Annotated in this window: 13 protein-coding genes; 11 read left to right on the plus strand and 2 right to left on the minus strand. The window is 64.7% G+C overall.

Annotated features, from left to right (window positions below; genetic code table 11):
• Position 1 precedes the first annotated feature (1 nt).
• Genes nuoN through aroA form a run of 6 tightly spaced genes read left to right on the plus strand, consistent with a single transcriptional unit; the run spans position 2 to position 6,875 of the window.
• A complete protein-coding gene (gene nuoN / locus ACFFUC_RS19030) occupies positions 2–1,534 on the plus strand; it encodes an NADH-quinone oxidoreductase subunit NuoN (RefSeq protein ID WP_377688503.1) in 1,533 nt (510 codons plus the stop codon).
• Entirely contained in the window at positions 1,527–2,306 is a 780-nt protein-coding gene (locus tag ACFFUC_RS19035; protein WP_377688504.1) for a biotin--[acetyl-CoA-carboxylase] ligase, read from the plus strand. Before nuoN ends, ACFFUC_RS19035 begins: the two co-directional genes overlap by 8 nt.
• On the plus strand, positions 2,306–3,085 hold the full coding sequence (locus tag ACFFUC_RS19040; RefSeq protein WP_377688505.1) for a type III pantothenate kinase: 780 nt from the start codon (positions 2,306–2,308) through the stop codon (positions 3,083–3,085). Before ACFFUC_RS19035 ends, ACFFUC_RS19040 begins: the two co-directional genes overlap by 1 nt.
• Positions 3,078–4,754: a ribonuclease J gene (locus ACFFUC_RS19045; RefSeq protein WP_377688506.1), complete on the plus strand. Its 1,677-nt coding sequence runs from the start codon at positions 3,078–3,080 to the stop codon at positions 4,752–4,754. The genes ACFFUC_RS19040 and ACFFUC_RS19045 overlap by 8 nt, the downstream gene beginning before the upstream one ends.
• Positions 4,755–4,807: 53 nt before the next feature.
• Positions 4,808–5,512, plus strand: a complete 705-nt coding sequence (trmB, locus tag ACFFUC_RS19050; protein ID WP_377688507.1) for a tRNA (guanine(46)-N(7))-methyltransferase TrmB — start codon at positions 4,808–4,810, stop codon at positions 5,510–5,512.
• Positions 5,513–5,543: 31 nt separating this feature from the next.
• Positions 5,544–6,875, plus strand: a complete 1,332-nt coding sequence (gene aroA / locus ACFFUC_RS19055; protein ID WP_377688508.1) for a 3-phosphoshikimate 1-carboxyvinyltransferase — start codon at positions 5,544–5,546, stop codon at positions 6,873–6,875.
• 87 nt (positions 6,876–6,962) lie between these two features.
• On the opposite strand, the gene ACFFUC_RS19060 is transcribed toward aroA, so the two are convergent.
• Together ACFFUC_RS19060 and ACFFUC_RS19065 are read right to left on the minus strand one after the other, a co-directional pair.
• Positions 6,963–8,855 carry a propionyl-CoA synthetase gene (locus ACFFUC_RS19060; RefSeq protein WP_377688509.1) on the minus strand — a complete coding sequence of 631 codons (1,893 nt, stop codon included), beginning with the start codon at positions 8,853–8,855 and terminating at the stop codon, positions 6,963–6,965.
• Between the two features lie 148 nt (positions 8,856–9,003).
• The gene (locus ACFFUC_RS19065) at positions 9,004–11,283 is read right to left on the minus strand and encodes an NADP-dependent malic enzyme (RefSeq protein WP_377688510.1); all 2,280 of its coding nucleotides are present in this window, start codon (positions 11,281–11,283) and stop codon (positions 9,004–9,006) included.
• Between the two features lie 233 nt (positions 11,284–11,516).
• Here ACFFUC_RS19065 and ACFFUC_RS19070 point away from each other — a divergent pair, with 233 nt between their 5' ends.
• From ACFFUC_RS19070 to upp, 5 genes are read left to right on the plus strand one after another with little or no spacing between them, the layout of a single operon-like run.
• Complete coding sequence (locus tag ACFFUC_RS19070; RefSeq protein WP_377688511.1) at positions 11,517–11,912, plus strand: cytidine deaminase; 396 nt, start codon at positions 11,517–11,519, stop codon at positions 11,910–11,912.
• Entirely contained in the window at positions 11,909–13,204 is a 1,296-nt protein-coding gene (locus ACFFUC_RS19075; protein WP_377688512.1) for a thymidine phosphorylase, read from the plus strand. Before ACFFUC_RS19070 ends, ACFFUC_RS19075 begins: the two co-directional genes overlap by 4 nt.
• Positions 13,197–14,402, plus strand: a complete 1,206-nt coding sequence (locus ACFFUC_RS19080; RefSeq protein WP_377688513.1) for a phosphopentomutase — start codon at positions 13,197–13,199, stop codon at positions 14,400–14,402. The genes ACFFUC_RS19075 and ACFFUC_RS19080 overlap by 8 nt, the downstream gene beginning before the upstream one ends.
• The gene (locus tag ACFFUC_RS19085) at positions 14,399–15,358 is read left to right on the plus strand and encodes an adenosine deaminase (protein ID WP_377688514.1); all 960 of its coding nucleotides are present in this window, start codon (positions 14,399–14,401) and stop codon (positions 15,356–15,358) included. The genes ACFFUC_RS19080 and ACFFUC_RS19085 overlap by 4 nt, the downstream gene beginning before the upstream one ends.
• Complete coding sequence (gene upp, locus ACFFUC_RS19090; protein WP_377688515.1) at positions 15,355–15,987, plus strand: uracil phosphoribosyltransferase; 633 nt, start codon at positions 15,355–15,357, stop codon at positions 15,985–15,987. The genes ACFFUC_RS19085 and upp overlap by 4 nt, the downstream gene beginning before the upstream one ends.
• The last annotated feature ends 38 nt before the right edge of the window (positions 15,988–16,025 follow it).

Below are 16,025 nucleotides of genomic sequence, written 5' to 3' on the forward strand. Positions count from 1 at the left end.
TATGACATCGCTCGATTTCTCAACCGTCCTCCCCGAGGTGACGCTGGCCATCTTCGCGCTGGCGGCGCTGATGGCGGGGGCCTATCTGGGCAAAGACAAGATCGCGCGCCCGATCCTTTGGGCGACGGTTGTCGCATTGCTGGCGGTTGCCGCCATGATCGGCTTTGGCGATCAGGCCGACGGAACCGCCTTCCACATGATGTTCATCGATGACGCATTCGCCCGTTTCGCGAAAATCGTCGTGCTGGTGGGCGCGGCTGCCGTCCTCGCGATGAGCGCCGACTACCTTTCCGAGCACGGGCTGTTGCGCTTCGAACTGCCGATCCTGATCGTTCTCGCCGTTGTCGGCATGATGTTCATGATCTCGGCAGGCGATTTGCTGACGCTCTATATCGGGCTCGAGCTGCAATCTCTGGCGCTTTACGTCGTCGCTGCGATCCGTCGCGACAGCACGCGCTCCTCCGAGGCCGGTCTGAAGTATTTCGTCCTCGGCGCCCTGTCTTCGGGCCTGCTGCTTTACGGCTGCTCGCTGATCTACGGCTTCTCGGGCACGACCAATTTCGCAGGCATCCTCGGCACGATCGAGGCCGGCGCGCTGCCCTTGGGCCTTCTCTTCGGCTTGGTCTTCGTGCTGGTCGGTCTGGCATTCAAGATCTCGGCGGTTCCCTTCCACATGTGGACGCCCGACGTCTACGAGGGCTCGCCGACGCCGGTCACCGCTTTCTTCGCCACCGCGCCGAAAGTGGCGGCGATGTCGCTGATCGCGCGCGTCCTGTTCGAAGCCTTCGGCCATGTGCCGGGCGACTGGGGCCAGATCATCGCGGCGCTCGCCGTGATGTCGATGTTCCTCGGCTCCATCGCGGGTATCGGCCAGACCAACGTCAAACGCCTGATGGCCTATTCCTCGATCGCGCATATGGGCTTTGCGATGATCGGCCTCGCTGCCGGCACCGTCTACGGGGTGCAGGCGATGCTGATCTACATGACCATCTACACGATCATGAACGTCGGCACTTTCGCCTTCATCATGTCGATGCAGCGCGACGGCGTTCCGGTTACCGATCTGAAAGCGCTGAACCAGTTCGCGAAAGTCTCGCCGCTCAAGGCGATGGCGCTGCTGATCTTGATGTTCAGCCTCGCGGGCGTTCCGCCGATGCTGGGTTTCTTCGCGAAATTCGGCGTGCTGAAAGCGGCGGTCGACGCGGACATGGGCTGGCTGGCCGTGCTCGGCGTGGTCTCTTCCGTGATCGGTGCCTTCTACTATCTGCGCATCGTCTACTACGTCTATTTCGGCGAAGAGGGCGAGGCGGTCACCAGCAAGATGAGCACCGTCCAATATGGCGCGCTGCTGGTCGCGGCGGCACTGACGCTGGCCGGTTCGGTCTCGAGCTTCGGGGTCGAGCAAGCCGCAGCCCGCGCCGCGCAATCGCTGGCGGCCGATGTGCTTCCGGCGGCTGAAACTGCTGCTCCGGCGGGTGAGCCCGCCGCAGCCAATCAGGTGCCGGCAGAAGCCGAGTCCCACGCTGTTGAGTGAGGGCACGACCGGCGGCATCTGGCCGCAAGGCGTCGCGCGGCAGGTGGTGGCGAGCAGTCCCAGCACCAATGCCGAGGGCCTGCGCCTTGCGCCCGAGCTGAGCGGCCCGCTCTGGCTTTTGACCCACCGGCAAACCTCGGGTCGCGGCCGTCGCGGCCGCGGCTGGGTCATGCCCGAGGGCAATTTCGCGGCAACGCTGGTGACCCGCCCCAAGGGCGGGATCACCGTTGCCGCGCAGCTTTCCTTCGTTGCCGCGCTGGCGCTTCATGACGCTTTGGCGCAGGCCTGCGGCCCCTCCGTCCAGATTGCGATCAAATGGCCCAACGACGTGCTGCTGAACGGCGGCAAGGTTGCGGGCATTTTGCTTGAAAGCAGCGGCACCGGCGCGGGCGATCCGGCGGTGGCCGTCGGCATCGGCGTCAACCTCGCCGCGGCGCCGACCCCCGATCGGGTCGAGGCAGGCGCGGTTCTGCCCGTTTCCGTCTTCGGCGAGAGCGGCTTTCTCGTGCCGCCCGAAGATTTCCTCGATCTGCTCGCCCCCGCATTCGCGCAATGGCAGGAGCGGCTCGAAACCTATGGTTTCGCGCCCATCCGCAACGCCTGGCTCGACCGCGCCGCGCGTCTTGGCGAGGTGATCATCGCGCGCACCGGCACGACGGAACGTCAGGGCGTCTTCGAGGGGATCGACGAGAGCGGCGCGCTTGTCCTGAGGGCCCCCGAGGGGCGCGTGGCCATTCCCGCCGCCGATGTCTTCTTTCAGGGAGAAAGCTGATGCTTCTCTGTATCGATACCGGCAATACCAATACGGTTTTCGGCATTTTCGAGGGCGAGCGCCTGCTGGCGCAATGGCGCATCTCGACCGATCACCGGCGCACGGCCGACGAATATTTCGTCTGGCTCTCGACGCTGATGACGGTGCAGAAATTCGAACTCGACATCACGGCCTGCATCATCAGCTCGACCGCGCCGCGCGTGGTCTTCAACCTGCGCGTGCTGTGCAACCGCTATTTCGACACGCGGCCTCTGGTCGTGGGCAAGCCCGAATGCCTGTTGCCCGTCGCGCCCCGCGTCGACGAGGGCACGGTGATCGGGCCGGACCGTCTGGTCAATACCGTTGGCGCCTTCAACCGCCACGGCCCCGATCTGATCGTGGTCGACTTCGGCACCGCGACAACCTTCGACGTTGTGGCCGAGGACGGGGCCTATATCGGTGGCGTGATCTCGCCCGGTGTGAACCTCTCGCTCGAGGCTTTGCACATGGGCGCGGCCTCGCTGCCGCATGTCGATGTGACCATGCCCGCGCATGTGATCGGGACGAATACAATCGCCTGTATCCAATCGGGCATCTATTGGGGCTATATTGGCCTTGTCGAAGGCATCGTCGGCAGAATCCGCGCAGAGCGTGGCGTCGCGATGAAGATCATTGCAACTGGTGGCCTAGCGCCGCTATTTGATCAGGGATTTGACCTGTTCGATGCCGTAGAGGAAGACCTGACGATGCATGGTCTCCGCTTGATTTATGACTTTAACAAAGAGGCCGGGAATGTCTGACCGCCTGATCTATCTGCCCCTCGGTGGCGCCGGTGAAATCGGTATGAATGCCTATGTCTATGGCTATGGCCGACCCGGAGCCGAGCGGCTGATCGTGGTCGACCTCGGCGTGACCTTCGGCGACATGGACGGTGCGCCGGGCATCGATCTCATCATGGCCGATGTCGCCTGGCTCGAAGCCAACCGCGACCGGATCGAAGGGATCTTCATCACCCATGCGCACGAGGACCATATCGGTGCTCTGGGCCATCTGTGGTCGCGCATCAAGGCGCCGATCCACTGCCGCCGCTTTACCGGAGCGCTTGCCGCGCACAAGATGGAAGAGCAGGGCCAGCCCGCCGATGTCATCCAGATCCACGAGGCCCGTCCGGCCGTGGTTCAGGCCGGACCTTTCGCGGTCCAGTTCGTGCCGATCAGCCATTCGATCCCCGAAAGTGCCGCGCTGATCATTGATACGCCCGCAGGCCGCATCATCCATACCGGCGATTTCAAGCTCGACGGCACCCCGATCGTGGGCGAGGCCTTCGATCCGGTCGTCTGGCACCAGATCGCCAATGAAGGCAACGGCATCAAGGTTCTGACCTGCGATTCCACCAATATTTTCAGCCCCTTGCCGGGCCGCTCGGAGGCGATCCTCGCCAATCCGATCCTCGACTTCGTGACCTCGCAGAAGAACCTCGTCGTCGCGACGACATTTGCCTCGAACATCGCGCGTCTGAAAACTCTGGCCGAGGCCGGTGTGGCGGCCGGTCGCAAGGTCTGCCTGTTGGGCCGCGCCATGCGCCGCATGGTCAGCACCGCGCAGGAAACCGGCATTCTCAAGGGCTTCCCCGGCACGATCAGCCCCGAAGAGGCTGCCGATCTGCCGCGCGAAAAGGTCATGCTGATCGTCACCGGCTCGCAGGGCGAACGTCGCGCGGCCTCGGCGCAGCTGTCGCGCGGGCGCTATCTCGGCCTCCAGCTCAAGGAAGGCGACAGCTTCCTGTTCAGCTCGCGTACCATTCCAGGCAACGAGCGCGGCGTGATCCGCATCATGAACGCGTTTTCGGAAATGGGCGTCGATGTCTTTGACGCCGACGACGGCACCTATCACGTCTCGGGCCATGCCAACCGCCCCGATATCGAGGCCGTCCACGAGCTCCTGAAGCCGCGCATCGTCATCCCGATGCACGGCGAACACATGCACCTTCGCGAACATGCGACGATTGCCGCCAACAAGGGCTTGGCCTCGATCATCGCGACCAACGGCACGATGGTCGACATCACCGGCGAATTGCCGGTCGTGGTCGAGCGGATCGAGGCGAGCCGCATCTATCTGGACGGCTCGGTCCTGATCGGCGCGATGGACGGCGTGGTGCGCGACCGTATCCGCATGGCGCTGAACGGCCATGCCATCGTCTCGATCATCGTGGACGAGGATGACGGGCTTCTGCCCGATGCTTTGGTCGAAACCATGGGCCTGCCCGAGCGCGGCCGCGCCGGTGTGCCGCTTGCCGATCACATCGAGGCCGAGCTGTCGGAGTTCCTCGAGCGTGCCGACAATGCCACCGCGCAAAGCGACAAACGCCTTGAAGAAGCGATCCGCAAGATCACCCGTCAGGTCTCGATGGAAGAGATCGGCAAGAAACCCGAAGTCACGGTCGTCATCAGTCGACTGGCTGCCGAATAAGTCCCGATGCGGGGTCGCTTGACCTTTTCGCGCGAGGCGGGCAAAGCCCGCATATGAGCGAATTCGATCCAGCCCCCCCGCGTCGCAACTTTTACGGACGCCGCCACGGCAAGACCCTCAGACAGAGCCAGAAGGGCTATCTGTCCGAGGATCTTGGCGATCTGGCTCCGCAAGGTATCACCATCGAACAGAACCCCGAGCGTCTGACCGTGACGCCGGAAAGCATCTTTGGCGATGCCCGTCCGGTCTGGCTCGAGGTTGGTTTCGGCGGGGGAGAGCACATGGTCCATATGGCCGCGCGCTACCCCGACGTCGGCGTGATCGGCTGCGAGCCCTTCATCAACGGCGTGGCGATGCTTTTGGGCAAGATCCGCGCGGCGGGCGTCGAAAACGTCAGCGTCCACGCCGGTGATGCGCGCGACATGATGGATGTCTTGCCTGCGGCCTCGATCGACAAAGCTTTCCTGAACTACCCCGATCCCTGGCCGAAAGCGCGCCACCACCGTCGCCGCTTCGTCACGCCCGAGCATTTGATCCCGCTTGCCCGTGTCCTGAAACCCGGTGCGGAATTCCGCGTCGCGAGCGATATTCCCGACTATATCCGCCAGACCCTCGAAGAGGTGCCGCCCGCAGGCTTCACGCTGATCCGCGAGGGTGGCGAGCCGTGGGAGGACTGGATTTCCACCCGCTACGAGCAGAAGGCGCTGCGCGAGGGCCGCGTGCCCCATTACGTCACCTTCCGCCGCAACGACGCCTGACCCCATCCGATGTCTTTTGAGAGGCCGCGCCATGTCCCATTCCGCTGAACCCAAGCCCATGACCGCCCATAAATCGGGCGCTTTGACGGGCGAGGCCGCCGTTCCGGGCGACAAGTCGATCAGCCACCGCGCGCTGATCCTCGGCGCGCTGGCGGTGGGTGAAACCACAATCACCGGCCTTCTCGAAGGCGAGGATGTCATCGATACCGCCAAGGCGATGCGCGCTTTCGGTGCGACCGTCACCCGTACGGGCGAGGGCGCATGGACGGTCCACGGCGTCGGCGTCGGCGGCTTCTCCGAGCCTGAAGGCGTCATCGATTGCGGCAATTCCGGCACCGGCGTGCGCCTGATCATGGGGGCGATGGCCACGACCCCGATCACCACGACCTTCACCGGCGACGCGAGCCTTTCCCGCCGTCCGATGGCGCGGGTGACCGATCCGCTGGCGCTCTTCGGTTCGGAAATCACCGCGCGCGAGGGCGGCCGTCTGCCGGTCACCATCAAGGGCACGACCGATCCGGTTCCGGTGCGCTACAAGACGCCGGTCGCCAGCGCGCAGATCAAATCCGCGATCCTGTTCGCCGGTCTCAATGCGCCGGGTGAAACCGTCGTGATCGAGGCCGAGGCGACGCGCGACCATACCGAGCGCATGTTCACGGGCTTTGGCGCCGATATCCGTACCGAAGTCACCGCCGAAGGCCATGTCATCACGCTGAAGGGCCGCCCCGAGCTGCGCGCGCAAAGCGTCGCCGTGCCGCGCGACCCGTCAAGCGCAGCTTTCCCCGTCGCCGCCGCGCTGATCGTTCCGGGTTCGGAAATCCGCGTGCCGGGCGTCAGCCGCAACCCGACGCGCGACGGGCTTTACGTCACGCTTTTGGAAATGGGCGCGGACATCACCTTTGAAAACACCCGCGAGGAGGGCGGCGAGCCGGTCGCGGATCTCGTCGTCCGTCACGGCCCCCTCAAAGGCGTCAGCGTTCCGGCCGATCGCGCCGCGAGCATGATCGACGAATTCCCGATCCTCTCGGTCATCGCCTGTTTCGCCGAAGGTCCGACCGTGATGAACGGCGTGGCCGAGCTGCGCGTCAAGGAAAGCGACCGGATCGAGGCGATGGCCGTCGGTCTGCGCGCCAATGGTGCCCATGTCGAGGACACCGAGGACACCATGACCGTTCACGGCACTGGCGGCCTCAAGGGCGGGGCCGAAGCCGTGACCCATCTTGACCACCGCATCGCCATGTCCTTCCTGATCGCCGGTCTGGCATCGGAGCAGCCGGTGAGCGTCGACGACGGCAGCCCGATCATGACCTCTTTCCCTGACTTCCTGCCGCTGATGCAGCGTCTGGGCGCGACGATCTCCTGATCGGAGCCAATGATTGCGAATGGAAAAGGCGCCCCAGAGGGCGCCTTTTGTTTTGGCGGGGCAAAGTCCCTGACGGCGAAGCCCCCCTTAACGCGGGCCATAGCCGATGGTGCCGAGCGCTTGCCGGATCTCGTCGAGGATCGCGGGGTCGTCGATGGTTGCGGGGGCAACCACATCCTCGCCATCCGCGATCTTCGCCATGGTCGCGCGCAGGATTTTTCCCGAACGGGTCTTGGGCAAACGATCGACCACGACTGCCGATTTGAAGGCGGCAACCGGACCGATCCGCTCGCGCACCAGGGCGACGACCTCTTTGACGATCTGGTCATGCGGCTTGCTCGATCCTTTCTTGAGGATCATGAAACCGACCGGCATCTGGCCCTTGAGCTGGTCCGCCGCGCCGATCACCGCCGCTTCGGCGACATCGGGATGGGCGGCGAGGATCTCCTCCATCGCGCCGGTCGACAGCCGGTGGCCCGCGACGTTGATCACGTCGTCGGTGCGCGCCATGATGTAGACATAGCCGTCCCCGTCGATATAGCCCGCGTCGCCCGTCTCGTAATAGCCGGGGAACTTCTCGAGATAGCTTTTGCGGAAGCGGTCCTCGGCCTGCCACAGGCCCGGCAGAGTGCCGGGGGGGAGGGGCAGCTTGATCGCGATCGCGCCCAGCTCTCCTGCGGGAAGCGGCTGGCCCTCGTCGTCGAGAACCTGAACGTCATAGCCCGGCATCGGCAGGGTCGGGCTGCCCGGTTTGACCGGCAAAAGCTCGATCCCGAAGGGGTTCGCGGCGATGGGCCAGCCTGATTCGGTCTGCCACCAATGGTCGATCACCGGCACCTTGAGATGCTTTTCGGCCCAAGCGATGGTCTCGGGATCGGCGCGCTCGCCCGCCAGAAAGACGGCCTGCAGCTTGGAGAGATTGTATTCCCTGATGAATTCGCCCTCGGGATCCTCGCGGCGGATCGCGCGCAAGGCGGTGGGGGCGGTAAAGAAGCTTTTCACCTTATGGTTCTGGATCACCTGCCAGAACATCCCCGCATCGGGTGTGCCGACCGGCTTGCCCTCGTAGATGATCGAGGTCGCCCCCGCGATCAGCGGGCCGTAGGCGATATAGCTGTGCCCGACGACCCAACCCACATCCGAGGCCGTCCAGAAGCGGTCACCCGCATCGATGTTGTAGATGTTCTTGACCGTCCAGCTCAGCGCGACGAGATGGCCGGCGGTATGGCGGATCACGCCTTTGGGCTGGCCGGTCGTGCCCGAGGTGTAGAGGATATAGGCGGGGTGGTTGCCCTCGACCGGCACGCATTCGGCGGGCTCGACGCCGAAGCGGAAGCTGTGCCAGGCATAGTCGCGGCCGGGAATCAGCTCGCTGATTTCCTGCTCGCGCTGGTAGATGACGCAGAAATCGGGCTTGTGACTGGACAGTTCGATCGCCTGATCGAGAAGCGGCTTGTAGTGGACGATACGGCCCGGCTCGATCCCCGCAGAGGCCGCGATGATCGCCTTGGGCTTGCAATCCTCGATGCGGACGGCGAGTTCCTTTGCGGCAAAGCCGCCGAAAACCACCGAATGGACCGCGCCGATGCGCGCGCAGGCCAGCATTGCTTCGACCGCTTGCGGGATCATCGGCATGTAGATGATGACGCGGTCGCCCTTCTTGACGCCTTTGGCCAACAGGCCGCCCGCGATCTCGGCGACATGGTCACGCAGGTCGCGATAGGTGACGCCCTTGGTCGTATGGGTAACGGGCGAGGCATGGATCAGCGCGAGCTGGTCGCCGCGACCGGCCTCGACATGGCGGTCGACCGCATTCCAGCAGGTATTGACCAAAGCGTCCGAGAACCATTCGTAGATCGGCGCATTCTCGTCGAAAAGCGCTTTCGAGGGTGGGCGGATCCAGTCGATAGCCTTGGCGGCCTGCATCCAGAAGCCCTCGGGATCGGCTTTCCAACCGTCGTAGATGTCTTTGTATACCATAGTATCCCCTCGCCTATGGCAGCTTTATTACGCCATAGCTAAACCCTGCGCAACAAAGCTGCGCAGGGTGGTTGCGATAACAGGGATATCTTAGCACGAAAGCGGGAATTTCGCCTTTGTGCAAAAGGCTTAGTCCCGCTGTCGGGGCTCAGCCGTAATGTTTGACCGGCGTGCCGGCGATGGCGCTCATATTGAGCAGGCCGCGCGTGGTGATCGAGGGGGTCACGATATGGGCGCGGTTGCCCATGCCCATCAGGATCGGACCGACTTCGAGACCGTTCGCCTTGAGTTTCAAAGCGTTGCGGACGCCCGAAGCGGAGTCGGTTCCCGAGAAGACCAGCACGTTTGCCGCGCCGTCCAGCTTGGAATCGGGCAGCAGACGTTCGCGGATCACCGGATCCAGCGCCGAATCGACATGCATTTCGCCGTCGAAGACGAAATCGACATTGCGTGCCTCGAGGATCGCCAGGGCATCGCGCATCTTGCGGCCCGATTCGGTGTCGAGGTTGCCGAATTGCGAATGGCTGCACAAAGCGACCTTCGGCTCGAGGCCGAAGCGGCGGACATGGCGCGCGGCCCCGATAGCGGCATCCGCGACCTGCTGCGGCGTCGGCGCATGGTTGACCTGCGTGTCGGCGACGAAGAGCGGACCATCCTCGAGGATCATCAGCGAGAGCGCGCCGACCGGGCGCCGACCGTCGCGGGCGAGGATCTGTTCGACATAATTCAGGTGCCACGAATACTGCCCGAAGGTGCCGCAGATCAGACTGTCGGCCTCGCCGCGGTGGACCATGACGGCGCCGATCGCGGTGGTATTGGTGCGCATGATCGCGCGGGCGATATCGGGCGTGACGCCCTGACGGGCCATCAGCTCGTGATAGGTGCCCCAATAATCGCGGTAACGCGGATCGTTTTCGGGGTTCACGATCTCGAAGTCTTTGTTCGGGCGAATCGGCAGACCGGCGCGCTCTGCGCGCATCTCGATGACCTCGGGGCGGCCGATCAGGATCGGCGTATCCGTGGTTTCTTCGAGCATGGCATTGGCGGCGCGCAGCACGCGTTCGTCCTCGCCCTCGGCGAAAACGATGCGGCGTTCGGCAGTGGCCGCGGCCTCGAAGACCGGACGCATGATCATGGCCGAACGGAAGACCGAACCGTCGAGGCCGCGCTTATAGGCGGCGATATCGGCGAGCGGGCGGCTGGCGACGCCGCTTTCCATCGCGGCCTTCGCCACGGCGGTCGCAACGATGCCGATCAGGCGCGGATCGAAAGGCTTCGGGATCAGGTAATCCGCCCCGAAGGTCATGTTTTCGCCCTGATAGGCGGCGGCAGCCTCGGCCGAGGTGGTCGCGCGCGCCAGAGCCGCGATCGCATTGATGCAGGCAAGCTGCATCTCGTCGTTGATCGTGGTCGCACCGACATCCAGCGCACCGCGGAAGATGAAGGGGAAGCACAGGACGTTGTTGACCTGGTTGGGGAAGTCCGAGCGGCCGGTCGCGATGATCGCATCGGGGGCCACGGCGCGGGCATCCTCGGGCAGGATTTCGGGATTGGGATTGGCCAAAGCGAAGATGATCGGGCGTTTGGTCATCTTCTTGACCATTTCCGGTGTCAGAACGCCCGGACCCGACAGGCCGAGGAAGAGATCGGCATCATCAATCACCTCGCCAAGCGTGCGCAGGTCGCTTTTCTGGGCGAATTCGGCCTTCTGCTCGGTCATCTGCTCGGTGCGGCCCTCGTAAACGAGGCCTTCGATGTCGCAGAGCCAGACGTTCTCGCGCTTGACGCCGAGCTTGAGCAGCATGTTGAGACAGGCGATGCCCGCCGCGCCGCCGCCGGTCGAGACGACTTTGATGTCCTCGAATTTCTTGCCGACGACATGGAGAGCGTTGGTCGCGGCCGCGCCAACCACGATGGCGGTGCCGTGCTGGTCGTCATGGAAGACCGGAATGTTCATCCGCTCGCGGCACAGCTTCTCGACGATGAAGCATTCGGGTGCCTTGATGTCTTCGAGGTTGATCGCGCCGAAGGTCGGCTCGAGCGCGCAGACGATTTCGGCCAGCTTTTCGGGATCGGCCTGGTTCAGCTCGATGTCGAAACAGTCGATATTGGCGAATTTCTTGAAGAGGACGGCCTTGCCTTCCATCACCGGCTTCGAGGCGAGCGCCCCGATATTGCCCAGACCCAGAACGGCCGAACCGTTCGAGACAACCGCGACAAGGTTGCCGCGCGCGGTATACAGCGCCGCATTGGCAGGATCGGCCTTGATCTCGAGGCAGGCCTCGGCCACCCCCGGGGAATAGGCGCGGCTCAGGTCGCGGCCGTTGGCCAGCGGCTTCGTTGCCCTGATCTCGAGTTTGCCGGGGCGCGGAAACTGATGGTAGTCCAATGCCGCCTGTTTTGCGTTATCCTGCCTGCGCTCTTTCATCTGGTCCTCCTGCAGATGGTTCAGCGTTAAACTATTTTTTCGGCGGGGAACAGAGGGCGCGGTGCGACTTGCAACAGATCGGTGCGCCGCGCAAGAATATGCCGAAGAAGCTGTGCCCCGATTGCGTCACATGTTGCGTCGTCCGGCGGGGGGCAGGACAAGGAAAGCGGCCGGTGCTCCGGCCGGACACAGCGCTTGCCGGTCAGGGCGGGCGCGCAAGACGAAAGGGTGTCATGATGCTTTTGGAAGCGGCGCGCGCGGTGCGGGAAATGGCCTATGCGCCCTATTCGGATTTCAAGGTCGGCGCGGCGGTGCGCGGGGCCTCGGGGCGGATCTATTCGGGCTGCAATGTCGAGAATGTCGCTTATCCCGAAGGGACTTGCGCCGAAGCGGGCGCGATTGCCGCGATGGTTGCCGCCGGAGAGACGCGTCTGGTCGAGGTTTGCGTCATCGCCGGCAATGCCGCCCCGACGCCGCCCTGCGGCGGCTGCCGCCAAAAGCTGGCCGAATTCGGCGCGCCCGACGTGCCGGTTCTGCTTGCAACCACCAACGGTGCCACGATCGAGACGACGATCGGCGCGCTTTTGCCCGGCCGGTTCGAGGCCGCGCATATGGCCGCCAAAGCATGAGCGACCCGCGTCCGGTCATCGCGGATATCCGCGAGGGGCGCGGCCTTACCGAAGCGGGCGCGCCGCTGATCGCGCGCGGGCTCTCGGATGGTTCGGTCTCGGATGCGCAGGCGGGGGCCTTTGCCATGGCGGTTTTGCTGCGCGGGACCGGCGCGGCGGGGCGGGTTGCCCTGACCCGCGCCATGCGTGATTCGGGCGATGTCCTGCGCTGGAACTTGCCCGGACCCGTGCTCGACAAACATTCGACCGGCGGGATCGGCGATAGCGTGAGCCTGATCCTCGCGCCGGTTCTCGCGGCCTGTGGTGCCTATGTGCCGATGATTTCGGGGCGCGGTCTCGGTCATACCGGCGGCACTTTGGACAAGCTCGAGGCGATCGAGGGCTTTCGCGTCGACCTCGACGAGGCGGCGCTCCGCAAGGTCGTGGGCGAGGCAGGCTGCGCCATTGTCGCCGCGAACCGTCAGCTCGCCCCAGCCGATGCGCGCCTATACGCGATCCGCGACGAGAGCGGCTCGGTCGAAAGTCTCGATCTGATTACTGCCTCGATCCTGTCCAAGAAGCTCGCGGCGGGGATCGAGGGGCTGGTCCTTGACGTCAAATGCGGCTCGGGCGCGTTTTCGCGCGATAGGGCGAGCGCGCGCGCCTTGGCCGAGGCGTTGGTCGCGACCGCCAATGATGTGGGCTGCAAGACCACGGCTTTGATCACCGATATGGATCAGCCCTTGGCCGATGCGGCCGGCAATGCCTTGGAAATCCGCGCGGTGATCGCAGCATTCCAAAGCGGGCAGGGCGCGCTTTTCGAGCTGTCGCTCTCTTTGGCCGAAGACTGTCTGGCGCTCGCGGGTCTCGCTCCCGAAAGCGCGCGTGCGGCCTTTGCCTCGGGAAAAGCGGCCGAGCATTTCGCGCGCATGGTGGCAGCGCAGGGAGGGCCGCGCGATCTGCTCGAGCATCCCGACCGCTACCTGCCGCGCGCGCCGGTCGTGCTGCCGGTGCCCGCGCCCGCTGCGGGTTTCGTGGGCGCGATCGAGACCACCGCCTTGGGGCAAAGCGTCGTGCGCCTTGGCGGCGGACGCCTGCACTCCGCCGACCGCATCGATCCGGCTGTCGGGCTTGCCGCACTGGCGCGGATCGGCGTGCCGGTTGCGGCGGGCGAGCCCTTGGCCTTTGTTCATGCGGCGGATGCGGATGGTGCGGAGCGCGCGGTTCTCGCGGTGCAGGCGGCCTACCGCATCGACCTCGCGCCCCCTCCGGCAGAGCCGCTGATCCGCGAAAGGATCACCCGTCATGGTTGACGCAATCCCCGCCCGCCGCGCTTTCCTGATCGTCATGGATAGCGTGGGCATTGGCGGCGCGCCCGATGCGGAGCGGTTCTTCAACGGCACCCTGCCCGATAGCGGCGCCAATACGCTTGGCCATATCGCGCGCGAGATGCCGCTGCATCTGCCCAATCTCGACGCTTTGGGGCTGGGCGCGGCGCTGACGCTGGCCTCGGGCATGGTGGTCGCGGGCCTTGGCGCTGCACCGCAGGGCCTATGGGGCGCGGCATCCGAGGTCTCGCCGGGCAAGGATACGCCGTCGGGCCATTGGGAGCTGGCGGGCGTGCCGGTGCCGTGGAACTGGCACCATTTCCCCGACACAATCCCGAGCTTTCCCGACGAATTGAGCCGCGGGATTGCCGCTTTGGCGGGAACGGCGGGCATTTTGGGCAATTGCCACGCCTCGGGGACCGAGATCCTCGCCGCTCTCGGGGCCGAGCATCTGCGGACGGGATGGCCGATCTGCTATACGTCGGCCGATAGCGTGCTCCAGATTGCCGCGCATGAGGACAGCTTCGGGCTGGAGCGGCTTTACGCGCTTTGCCGTGCCGTGGCGCAAAAGGTCCATCCGATGCGGGTCGGGCGCGTGATCGCGCGGCCCTTTTCCGGCCGCGAGGGCGATTTCCGCCGCACCGCCAACCGCCGCGATTTCGCGATCCCCGCACCGGGCGAGACCATCCTCGACCGCGCCTTCGCGGCAGGGCGCGCAACCCATGCGATCGGCAAGATCGGCGATATTTTCTCGCATCGCGGCATCAGCCATCTGCATAAAGGCGACAGCGACGCGGCCTTGTCCGGCCATCTTCTGCGCCTTGCGGATACGGCCGAGGCGGGCAGTCTGACCTTTGCAAATTTCGTCGAATTCGACAGCCTCTACGGCCATCGCCGCGATATCGCGGGCTACGGGCGCGCGCTCGAATGGTTCGACAGGGTTGCGGGAGCTTTCCTTGCGCGGATGCGACCGGGCGATCTCGCGATTTTCACTGCCGATCACGGCAACGACCCGAGCTGGAGCGGCACCGACCATACCCGCGAGCGCGTGCCGGTGCTGGGCTGGGGCTATGGCGCGATGCCGGTCGGACAAGTGGCTTTTGTCGATGTCGCGGCCTCGATTGCCGATCACCTTGGTCTCGCGCCGCAGGGCCCGGGACGTTCATTCCTGAAGGCTGCATGAAAAAGATCGAACTCCACCTCCATCTCGAAGGCGCGGCCCCGCCCGCTTTCATCCGCGGCCTCGCCAAGGAAAAGCGCGAGGATCTCTCGCGGCTTTTCGACGAGGGGGGCGGCTATGCCTATCACGGCTTTGCCGACTTCCTGCGCGTCTACGAGGGCGTGACGGGGATCCTTACGACCCCGCGCGACTATGCGCGCCTGCTCGAAGAAGTCCTGTTGGAGCGTGCCGAGGACGGCGTGATCTATAGCGAGCTTTTCGTTTCGCCCGATTTCTGCGGCGGCGGGGATCTGTCGGCTTGGCGCGATTATCTGGCCGCGATGGAGGAGGTCGCGCTGAAGCTGCGCGGGCAAGGCATCGACAGCCGAGCGATCGCGACCGTGATCCGCCATTACGGGGCCGAGCAAAGCCGCAAGGCCGCGATCTGCGCGGCAGAAACTTCGGGCGGCTGGTGCAGCGGGCTGGGCATGGCGGGCGACGAGAATGCCGGTGCCGCCAAGGACTTCGCATGGGCCTTTGATTGTGCGCGCGAGGCGGGCTTGGGCCTGACTGCACATGCCGGCGAATGGGGCGGGCCTGAGGGCATCCGCGACGTGCTGGCGCTCGGCGTGACGCGGATCGGCCACGGAGTGCGCGCGGTCGAGGATCCCGCCCTCATGCGCCACCTCGAAGAGCGCGCCATTACGCTTGAATGCTGCCCCGGCTCGAATATCGCGCTCGGCGTTTACCGCGACTGGCAATCCCATCCGGTGGCGCGTCTGCTTGACGCCGGTATCCGCGTTACGCTTTCGACCGATGATCCGCCATTTTTCCGCACGACGTTACGGCAGGAATATGAAAGACTGGCGGAAACCTTCGGATGGCACGAAGAGGACTTTCGCCGCCTCAACCTCTGGGCTATCGACGCGGCGTTCTGTGACAATGACACCAAGACCCGCCTGCAAAAGGAGCTCTCATGACCGAGCATTTGACCGTCGTGAACCACCCGCTGGTTCAGCACAAGCTGTCCATCATGCGCGACAAATCGACGTCGACCGCCGGTTTCCGCAGGCTGCTGCGCGAGATCAGCCTGCTGCTCGCCTATGAGGTGACGCGCGATCTCGATGTGACCACGACCACGATCGAAACCCCGCTCGGCCCGATGGAAGCGCCGACGCTCGAAGGCAAGAAGCTGGCGCTGATCTCGATCCTGCGCGCGGGCAACGGTCTGCTCGACGGCATTCTGGAGCTGATCCCCGCGGCCCGCGTCGGCTTCATCGGCCTTTACCGCGACCCCGAGACGCTCCAGCCGGTGCAATATTATTCGAAAGTGCCGAACCTTCTGGACGAGCGCATGACCATCGTCGTCGATCCGATGCTTGCGACGGGGAACTCCTCGGTTGCGGCCATCGATCTGCTCAAACAGGCCGGCGCGAAAAACCTGTGCTTCCTGTGCCTTCTGGCCGCACCCGAGGGCGTCAAGCGCATGCGCGAGGCCCATCCTGATGTCCGCATCGTCACCGCCTCGCTTGACGAGCGCCTCGACGAGCACGGCTATATCGTTCCGGGTCTGGGCGACGCGGGCGACCGGATGTTCGGCACGAAATAAGGCTGCGCGTTAACCTGCGCTTCATGCCTGTGGCCTAA

The organism is Paracoccus cavernae (assembly GCF_042430175.1).
Classification (GTDB): domain Bacteria; phylum Pseudomonadota; class Alphaproteobacteria; order Rhodobacterales; family Rhodobacteraceae; genus Paracoccus; species Paracoccus cavernae.

Excerpts from the sequence above, each read along its gene's own strand:
- ACFFUC_RS19065 (WP_377688510.1), bottom strand. The coding sequence starts at position 11,283 with ATGAAAGAGCGCAGGCAGGATAACGCAAAACAGGCGGCATTGGACTAC.
- ACFFUC_RS19070 (WP_377688511.1), top strand. The coding sequence starts at position 11,517 with ATGATGCTTTTGGAAGCGGCGCGCGCGGTGCGGGAAATGGCCTATGCG.
- ACFFUC_RS19040 (WP_377688505.1), top strand. The coding sequence starts at position 2,306 with ATGCTTCTCTGTATCGATACCGGCAATACCAATACGGTTTTCGGCATT.
- ACFFUC_RS19045 (WP_377688506.1), top strand. The coding sequence starts at position 3,078 with ATGTCTGACCGCCTGATCTATCTGCCCCTCGGTGGCGCCGGTGAAATC.
- ACFFUC_RS19080 (WP_377688513.1), top strand. The coding sequence starts at position 13,197 with ATGGTTGACGCAATCCCCGCCCGCCGCGCTTTCCTGATCGTCATGGAT.
- ACFFUC_RS19060 (WP_377688509.1), bottom strand. The coding sequence starts at position 8,855 with ATGGTATACAAAGACATCTACGACGGTTGGAAAGCCGATCCCGAGGGC.
- trmB (WP_377688507.1), top strand. The coding sequence starts at position 4,808 with ATGAGCGAATTCGATCCAGCCCCCCCGCGTCGCAACTTTTACGGACGC.
- upp (WP_377688515.1), top strand. The coding sequence starts at position 15,355 with ATGACCGAGCATTTGACCGTCGTGAACCACCCGCTGGTTCAGCACAAG.
- ACFFUC_RS19085 (WP_377688514.1), top strand. The coding sequence starts at position 14,399 with ATGAAAAAGATCGAACTCCACCTCCATCTCGAAGGCGCGGCCCCGCCC.
- nuoN (WP_377688503.1), top strand. The coding sequence starts at position 2 with ATGACATCGCTCGATTTCTCAACCGTCCTCCCCGAGGTGACGCTGGCC.
- ACFFUC_RS19075 (WP_377688512.1), top strand. The coding sequence starts at position 11,909 with ATGAGCGACCCGCGTCCGGTCATCGCGGATATCCGCGAGGGGCGCGGC.
- aroA (WP_377688508.1), top strand. The coding sequence starts at position 5,544 with ATGTCCCATTCCGCTGAACCCAAGCCCATGACCGCCCATAAATCGGGC.